This is a genomic window from Bacillota bacterium (assembly GCA_036504675.1).
GTDB lineage: Bacteria > Bacillota > Sulfobacillia > JAJYWN01 > JAJZPE01 > DASXUT01.
Window position 1 is genome coordinate 1 of sequence record DASXUT010000103.1, and the last position, 6,956, is coordinate 6,956.

Annotated in this window: 5 protein-coding genes; 2 read left to right on the plus strand and 3 right to left on the minus strand. The window is 64.1% G+C overall.

Translation table 11 applies throughout. The features are described from left to right. Both VGL40_07770 and VGL40_07775 read left to right on the plus strand, forming a co-directional pair. Nucleotides 1-1,148 (plus strand): MBOAT family O-acyltransferase (locus tag VGL40_07770; protein ID HEY3315156.1); only part of this gene is annotated, 1,148 nt, incomplete at its 5' end. 198 nt (nt 1,149-1,346) lie between these two features. Further along, entirely contained in the window at nt 1,347-2,132 is a 786-nt protein-coding gene (locus VGL40_07775) for a crotonase/enoyl-CoA hydratase family protein (GenBank protein ID HEY3315157.1), read from the plus strand. A 186-nt stretch (nt 2,133-2,318) separates the two neighbouring features. Here the strand turns inward: VGL40_07775 and VGL40_07780 are convergent, their stop codons facing one another. The 3 genes from VGL40_07780 to VGL40_07790 form a co-directional block, all read right to left on the minus strand. Further along, the gene (locus VGL40_07780; protein HEY3315158.1) at nt 2,319-3,884 is read right to left on the minus strand and encodes a stalk domain-containing protein; all 1,566 of its coding nucleotides are present in this window, start codon (nt 3,882-3,884) and stop codon (nt 2,319-2,321) included. 116 nt (nt 3,885-4,000) lie between these two features. Beyond that, nucleotides 4,001-5,353, minus strand: coding sequence for an APC family permease (locus tag VGL40_07785; GenBank protein HEY3315159.1), 1,353 nt, complete (start codon nt 5,351-5,353; stop codon nt 4,001-4,003). 13 nt (nt 5,354-5,366) lie between these two features. Beyond that, nucleotides 5,367-6,695 carry an aspartate aminotransferase family protein gene (locus tag VGL40_07790; protein HEY3315160.1) on the minus strand — a complete coding sequence of 443 codons (1,329 nt, stop codon included), beginning with the start codon at nt 6,693-6,695 and terminating at the stop codon, nt 5,367-5,369. Nucleotides 6,696-6,956: the final 261 nt, after the last annotated feature.

Here is a 6,956-nt window from a genome sequence, read left to right on the forward strand (position 1 = left end):
ACTTCCTCTTCCAGAGCCTGAACCAGGTCCTTCACTTCGCCCCGGACGGGAAGTTGTTGTCCATCATCCTACCCGTGGGCATCTCCTTCTACACCTTCCAGCTGGTGGCCTACCTCATCGACGTCGGCCGCGGCGAGCAGACCCCCAGCCGCTCCTTCCTCGAGTTCTGGGTCTTTATCGCCTTCTTCGCGCAGCTCATCCCCGGTCCGATCATGCGGGCCAGGGACTTCCTCCCGCAGATCGAGCGGACGGGCGGCATCCGTTTCAACAACAGCGACCTCAAGTACGGCGTCTACCTGCTGATGATCGGCCTGGCCAAGAAGGTCATCTTCGCCGACACCCTGGCCCCGCTGGTCGACAGCCGCTTCGCCCTGGGGACCGGCATCGGGGCGATGAGCGCCTGGATCGGCGCCTACCTCTTCGCCTTCCAGATTTACTTCGACTTCTCCGCCTACAGCGACATGGCCCTGGGGATCGGGCGGCTGTTCGGCTACCGCCTGACCCAGAACTTCCACACCCCCTACCTCAGCGCCGGCCCGCGCGAGTTCTGGCAGCGGTGGCACGTCACCCTGTCGACCTGGATCCGCGATTATCTCTACATCCCCCTCGGCGGCTCACGGGTCAGGGTGCCCCGCCAGCTCTTCAACCTCGTCCTGGCGATGACCCTCTCCGGCCTCTGGCACGGCGCCGCCTGGACCTTCGTCGCCTGGGGGTTCTACCACGGGGCCATGGCCGTCGTCGAGCGGCTCTACCGCCGTCACATCGAGGCCCGTCTGAGCCCGCGGCTGGTCAAGAGCTGGACCTACCACGCTCTCTCGGTCTTCGTCTTCTTCCACCTGACCGTCATCGGCTGGGTCTTCTTCCGGGCGGGCTCGATCATCCAGGCCCTGGTGATGATCAAGCACATGGTCCTCTTGAAGCCCCTCGGAGTCAGCCGGGGCGAGCTGATCATGTTGGCTTTCGTCGCCTGCCTCTACGCGGCCCAGGTCTTCGAATGGTGGCTGAGGGAGCACGAGGTCGACGTCCACGCCCTCTGGCGGCGGGTCTTCCCGGCCCCCGTGCGGGCCCTCGTCTACACGGCCGCGGTCATCCTGGTGATGCTGTTCATGAAGAACAAGGACGCCGCCTTCATCTACTTCCGGTTCTGAGCTCGGGGGCGAGTAATGCCCGCCGTGATCAGGACGAGTAGGACGAACTGAAGAAGAAGAGGATGACCTCAAGATGAAGAGAGCCCGCCGTCGGCCGGACCGATGACGGGCTTTTCGCTTCGGGCGAGGGGAGGAAAACCCATCGGCCCGGGGGAATCCTCCAAGCCGTTGGGGTCAATAACGCAGGGGGGTGGCGCCGTGAACCAGGAAAGCCTCATCACCGCTGAGGTCCGCGGGAATGTGCTGCTCATCGGGGTGAACCGTCCGGCCGAACGGAACCTGTTCAACATGGCCACCATCGAGGCCCTCGCCGCCGCCTATGGGCGGCTGGAGCAAGACCCGGAATTGCGCTGTGGGGTGCTGTTCGCCAACGGCAAGCACTTCACCCTCGGCCTGGACTTGGCCGACGTGGTTCCGGCCTTGACCCAGGGCGACCTGACCTTTCCCGAGGGGTCGTTCAACCCCTGGGGGACCAGCCCCCCATATCGCCAGAAGCCGCTCGTCTGCGCCGTTCATGGTCTTTGCCTGACCCTCGGGATCGAACTGGCCCTGGCCGCCGACATCCGAATCGCCGCTACCGGCACGCGCTTCGCGCAGCTTGAAGTGAAGCGCGGGATCTACCCCTTCGGCGGGGCGACGGTTCGCTTCGTCCGCGAGGTGGGTTGGGGGAACGCCATGCGCTACCTGCTGACCGGGGACGAATTCTCGGCCGAGGAGGCGTTTCGGATGGGGCTCGTCCAAGAGGTGGTCGAACCCGAGCGACTCCTGCCGCGGGCCATCGAGCTGGCTGAGAGCGTCGCCCGGCAGGCCCCCTTCGGGGTGCGGGCGACCATCAGGTCGGCCCGCCAGGCCTGGTTGGAAGGGGAGAAGGCGGCCATGGCCGACCTGTTCCCCGCGTTAAAGGACCTGCTCGAGACCGAGGACGCCCGGGAGGGCGTGCAGTCCTTCCTCGAGCGGCGGTCGGGGAACTTCCGGGGGCGGTGAGTGGGTGGGCTGGGAACTCTTCTTCTTTTGGGGCGGTGTTCAAGTTGGCCATGGCCACCGGGCCCCCTCACCTTGCCACCACGGCCACGAGGCAAAGCGGGTGAAAACGAAAAAGGCGAGCCGCAGACTGCCGTCTGTAGCTCGCCTCTTGTTTATAGGCGGTAGTGGGATACCGGCCGCCGCCCTCTAGTACCCCGGTACACCCAGTTTTCTCAGGTGCAATTTCAGTCCTGCGTTGTCCGGGTTATCTGGTTCAACCTGGAGAGCCTTCTGTATGTCAGCCACGGCTTTATCCGTTTGTTTCAACAGGAAGTACCCTGTCGCCCGCCTGATCAAAGGCATCTGAGAGTAGGGTTCCAATTTCACGGCCTTGTCCAGATCGGCCAGGGCCTTTTCCGGCTGGTTCAGGGTGATATAGAGCAATCCCCTGCTGCTGTGGGCTTTTGCTGGCGAAAGATTCAATTCGATGGCCTTGGCAAAGTCCGCCAGGGCCTTGTCGTACTGGTTGAGTTTGACATAGACATCGCCCCTGACCCCATAGGCACGTCCAAAACTGGGATCAAGCAGGATGGCTTGGTTCAGGTCTTCCATCGCCTTATCGTCCTGCCCAAGCTTCTGAAACTCGGACCCCCGCGTGAAGTAGGCCACGAAGAAGTCAGGGGCAAGGTTGATCGCCTGGTCCATGTAGGCGATTATCTTGGCCGGGTCTTGCTCTTTCAGGCCTTGCAGATAAGCGGCCACGGCTTCCTTGCTAGGTGACAGACGTTCCTTGGAGACTATCTGCACCTTGCTGTTTTCCCCGTCCCACTTCACCTCAGCCCCGAAGGCCTCGCTTATGAAACGCACCGGCACCAGGGTGCGACCATTCACCGCCATGGGCGGCTGGTCCAGCTTCACCAATTTGCCATTGACATAGGCATCCACGGAGCCGATGGTCACGCTTACCGTCGTCCCTCCCCTGGTGGCTGTGGCGGTCTGGGTCTTGTCATCCCAGCTGATCTTGGCGTTCAGGGCTTCGAAGATCTTGCGCAGCGGGACCAGCACCCGGCCGTTGCGCATCGCCGGCTTCTGGTCAAAGTCCAACTGCAGGCCGTTGACGTTGACCTTTATGATCATGGCTTGCACTGTTCCGATGAAGTTCATCATGGCGGAAGCGCTGCCCGCCAGCATGTACGGCGGGGCAAAGGTATAGCCGGTCATGGCGGGCATCACCGTGACGGAACCCGAGAGATCGTTCTTGGCCCAGTTGCCGAAGTCGTCGGTCATCGAGGGGGTGATATTGCCGCCAGCCTGGGTGGGGTCAGCGGGCACGACCTTTCCATCGCCAAAGTGAATGGTCACGCCCGGGATGCCCCGCCCATCCTCGCTGGTCACCCGGCCCGAAAGGTTATACTTTGGGGCCTCCGGATAGGCGTAGAAACGCAGGTCTACCACGGGTATGTTCCCTGATAGGTCCAAGGGGCCCACCTTCAAGCCTTCCGCCGGCACCCAGCCGTCCGGGGCAAAGGAATGGGAGCGAAAATGGAACTGGAAACGGAAACCGTCCTTTTCGGGCTTGACGTACACAACGCCGCCGCCGTTCACCTGCCGGCTGAAGCTTGGCTCGGCTTGGATCACGGGGCCGTCGCTGAAGACGATCCTGGTGCCGCTGGTGGGGTTCCCCTTCTCGTCAAAGACCGTCCCGCTGATCAGGTAGTAGGACGCCGCCGCACCGGCAGGCAGGGTCCACGAACCCCAAACCAGAGCTGTCACGATGGCCAAAACGAGGACCCTTCTCCAAGTTGCCATTTTGACTCACCTCCAGTCCCAATCTCAAGCACTCCGGTCTTCGCTCGAATACCTCCGACCTTTCATACATGGATGCGAAGCTAGGCGTCGACTCGCCGGTCGGCCCGCAACGCCTTACCGACGTCATATCCCGACCTGAGCAAGGCCTTGCACCGCCAGATGTAGTAGACCCCGCCGAGGGCCACAAAACCCAGATACGTGAGGGTCGAGACGATGCTCTGGGTCACCCCGATGACGGTGTACAGCAACGACAGGAAGATCAGACCGCCGTTGAAAAAGCCGCGCACCCAGGGACCGGGCTGCCAGGACCGGCCGGCGAAGACTTCAGGAAGCCGGCGCGGTAGGGTCCACATCGCGCTACCGACAAGGATCTGCACGATCATGAAGCCAATGACGGTCATGATCGCGTAGCTCGTGATCGACTGCCCAAGCAGGACTCCGACCGCGGAGATCGCCCCGAGCAGAAGAACAGCGTTGATGGGTAGGCCCAGGCGCGCGTCCACCCGAGCGAAGATCTCCGGCAGGACTCGGTCGCGGGCCATCGCAAAGACGTCGCGTGACTGGATCAGCAGCACCCCGTGGATGGAGGTGGCCGCGCCGACCAGGGCAGTGAGGGAGATCACGTCGGCCGCCCATCCCGGGAGGAAGACCTTGGCGGCGAGCCCGACGGCGGGAGTGCTCCCGTCGAAGGAGGACCACGGCATGAGGTGGGTCAGCGCCAGTGGCACCGAGACGTAGATGGCGAAGACGATGAACAGGGCGAGGGCCAGGCTCCTCGGCACGTTGCGGGCCGGGTCCCGGATCTCCCCGCTGATCTCTGCCAGGACCATGAACCCGGTGTATGAGATGTAAGCCGGCACGCTCGCGATCAGCACGGGGGTCAGCCCGTTCGGGAGAAGCGGCTTCATCAGGGCGGCGTCCCCGCGCGCCAGGCCCCCCACGGCGAAGAACACAAGGGCCAGGATCATCTCGATGACCATCGCCGCCTGGACCCATTCGGCCAGTTTTACGCCCAGGACGTTGATGACCGTGAAGAGGAGGACCACGGCCAGGGCCGTGAGCATCTGATTCATCCCGGGGATGAAGTACCCGAGGTACTGGGCGAAGCCGTAGGCGAGCAGCGGCACACCCACGCCGACCAGGACGATCACGGTCCAGACCATCATGAAACCCCAGAACGGGGAAAGGACCCGGCTGACCGCGACGTAGCCGGCACCGCTGGTGGGAAACGAGTCGGCCACCTCCGCCGTCACCACGCAGGCGAAGATGGCGGGAATGACGGCGAGGATGTAGGCGATGAACAGGGCCGGGCCCGTCTGCCTGGCCAGCTGCCCGGGCAGGATGAAGATTGCCGGGCCGATGACGTACCCGACCAGGGTCAGGGTGGCGATGCCGACCCCCATGGTGCGCTTCAGACTCGGGTCAGGACCCACATTGACCGCCCCCTCAGCTGCTGTAGATGCTGTTCATGAGCCCCAACACGGCCTCCCTGACCGTACCCCGGTCGGCGGTCGTGGCGATCATCCCATAGAGCGGGGTGATGCCCTCCTGGGCCAGGGATGGGTTATCGACGACCTCCTGGTGGGCCTGACGAAGATCCCCGAGGAACTGGTCGACGACCGCTTCGTGGGCCGGCGTGACCATGAGGTGCAGGCTGGGCGGCATGTGCTGGCGATCCATGTGCCACCCCCGCCGCTCCATCGCGTCGGCCACGGCGAAAACATCGACGTCGCCGCTGGTGAAGGCGAAGATGCTCGCTTCGGGCTTGCCGAGCATGCTCAGCCCGGGGATTGCGTTGATGCCCTCCATCAGGCGGCGGGTGATGTCGAGCACGCGGCGGGTCAGGTCCATCAGCCCGGAGTCGCCCAGGGCGTGCAGCGAGGCCCAGGCGGCGGCGATGGCGCCCGCGGAGCGGGTCCCCCCCATGCCCGGCGAAATGTACACGCCGCCCGACCAGTCGGTGGCGACAAAGAACTGGTGGTTACGCAAGGACTCGCGGTGATACAGGATCACCGACGCGCCTTTGGCGGCGTAACCGTACTTGTGCACATCGGCCGAGATCGAGGTGACGCCCGGGATGCTTAAGTCGAACGGGGGCACCTCATGGCCCAGACGGGCGGCGAACGGCAGGATGAAGCCACCCAGGCATGAGTCAACGTGGAGGCCCAGGCCGCGTGATCGGGCAATCTCGGCCAGCTCTGCGATGGGATCGATGACCCCGTGCGGATAGGAGGGGGCCGACCCGACCAAAAGGACCGTGTTCGGCGTGATGGCCGACCTCATCGCCTCCACGTCGGCGCGGAAGTCCGGGCCGACCGGGACCAGCACCGGCCCCACGTCGAAGTACTGAGCCGCCTTCAGGAAGGCCGGGTGGGCCGAGGCGGGCAGGACCATCTCCGGGGCGGTGACCTCGGGACGCTCGGCCCGGGCCCAATCGCGGTACGTCTTGACGGCCAGGAGGATGCTCTCCGTGCCTCCGGAGGTCATGCTGCCGGACGCCTCCGCACCGCCACCGAGGAGGTTGGCCGTGATCGCCACCACGTCATTCTCCATCCGCTGCAGGCTCGGGAAGGCCATGGGGTTGAGGGCGTTCTCCATCAGGAACAGGTCGTACGCGTCCTGGATGACCTTGATGTGCTCGTCGCCGGCGTAGTAGACGAGACTCCAGGTGTGTCCGCCCCGCCAGTCAGCGTCGCCAGCCTTCATCTCCCGCATCGCGCTGAGGACCTCTTCCGGCCGCATTCCCTGTCCAGGTAGTTGGACCTTCCGGGCCACGTCCGCACCCCCCACTTCAGCATAATTCGGAATAGTCATTCTCCCTTCGTCTCGAATCTCCTGTCCGGGCCGGCCGGCCGCCGATGGAGAATCGGGGGCTGCTCACATCATCAGCGTCGAAGCAGCCCACGATCCCGGCCTTGACTTCCTCCGTGGTCTCGTAGATGTTCCGCCAGTTACCGATATGTCGATGAACCGGGCGTCATGTCCGAGACCTCGAGCGTCCCGAAAAAGGCCGGAACTGTGGGCTGACAGCCGCTC